This is a genomic window from Rhizobium sp. PEPV16, assembly GCF_008919455.1.
GTDB classification, from domain to species: Bacteria; Pseudomonadota; Alphaproteobacteria; order Rhizobiales; family Rhizobiaceae; genus Rhizobium; species Rhizobium leguminosarum_Q.
Map to the genome: position 1 here is coordinate 167091 of NZ_VSZV01000356.1, position 1531 is coordinate 168621.

Consider the following 1531-nt stretch of genomic DNA (forward strand, 5'->3'; position numbering starts at 1 on the left):
GCCGTCCGTCCCGGCTCGCTGCTCAAGGAGGCCGATCTCGATGCGGAGCGTAAAGTCATCGAGACGAAGCTCGAGCGCGAGGTCAGCGACTTCGAATTCGCTTCCTACCTGATGTATCCGAAGGTCTTCACCGACTTCGCGCTCGCCTCCGATACCTACGGCCCGGTCTCGGTGCTGCCGACGCCCGCCTATTTCTATGGTCTCAAGGACGGCGAGGAGCTGTTTGCCGATATCGAGCGCGGCAAGACGCTCGTCATCGTCAACCAGGCGATGAGCGCCACCGACAGCCAGGGCATGGTGACCATCTTCTTCGAGCTCAACGGTCAGCCGCGCCGCATCAAGGTGCCGGACCGGGCCCATGGGGCGACAGGTGCCGCCGTCCGCCGCAAGGCCGAACCGGGCAATGCCGTTCATGTCGGCGCGCCGATGCCGGGTGTGATCAGCCGTGTCTTCGTCTCGCCCGGCCAGGCCGTCAATGCCGGCGACGTGCTCGTCTCCATCGAGGCGATGAAGATGGAAACGGCGCTGCATGCGGAAAAGGATGGCACGATTTCCGAAGTGCTGGTGCGGGCCGGCGACCAGATCGACGCCAAGGACCTGCTTGTCGTCTACGCAGGCTGAAGGGCTGCCATCCTCGCAAAGGCGCCCATCAGCCGACTTTGCGAGCCGGCTCCGTTCACTCGATTGTGTACGATCGACCTGTCAAAAAACTGATTTTTCGAATGTCCGCAGCCTTCGCGCCTTGCCCGGCGCGGAGGCTTTCTCATAGAATTGCACTCTTACCACCCGCCCCCAAGACCCATCAGGAAATCATCTCCATGAGCAAATTGAAGATTGCCGTCATTGTCGGCAGCACGCGTATTGGCCGTTTTGCCGAGCATCCGGCCAAGTGGATTGCCGCTATCGCCGCCGAGCGCCAGGACATTGAGGTCGAGGTTCTCGACCTGCTCGACTATCCCATGCATTTTTTCGGTGAGCAGCGTACCACAACCGCTGAAAGCGAGACGGCGGAGCGCTGGAAAAAGAAGCTGCGTGAATTCGACGGCTTCATCTTCACCGTTGCCGAGTACAATCACGCTCCAACGGCGGTTCTGAAGAACGCCATCGACCTCGGCGAGTTCCTCCAGAAGCCGGTCGGTTTCGTCGGTTACGGCGGTGTCGGCGGCGCACGTGCGGTCGAGCATCTTCGCATGATCTTCGTGGAAATGGGTGCGGCTTCGGTGAAAACGGGCGTGCATATCGCGCTTGGCGAATATCTCGGCGTCCTCAAGGAAGGCAAGAGCCTCAGCGATTACGCGCATCTCAACGAAGCGGCGAAGAACCAGCTCGACCAGCTCACCTGGTGGGGCAATGCGCTGAAGGCGGCGCGCTCGGTTGTCACGGCCTCCTGATTGGCGTTCCAACAATGCCGGGATGTTCGCACCCCGGCATTAGATCCGGATGATTTTAGGCCAGGTCGGCCTAAAATCTGAATCCGGGTCTAAATCAAAGAAATAGAGCATGATGTCGTCCGAAAACCGCTCACACTTTT

2 protein-coding genes are annotated in these 1531 nt (G+C 60.0%); both read left to right on the plus strand.

What is annotated here, in order from left to right; all coding sequences use genetic code 11:
* A partial coding sequence (locus FY112_RS35190; protein ID WP_151520500.1) for a biotin/lipoyl-containing protein occupies positions 1–621 on the plus strand: 621 nt, incomplete at its 5' end.
* A 197-nt stretch (positions 622–818) separates the two neighbouring features.
* Positions 819–1391, plus strand: a complete 573-nt coding sequence (locus FY112_RS35195) for an NAD(P)H-dependent oxidoreductase (protein WP_094087127.1) — start codon at positions 819–821, stop codon at positions 1389–1391.
* The last annotated feature ends 140 nt before the right edge of the window (positions 1392–1531 follow it).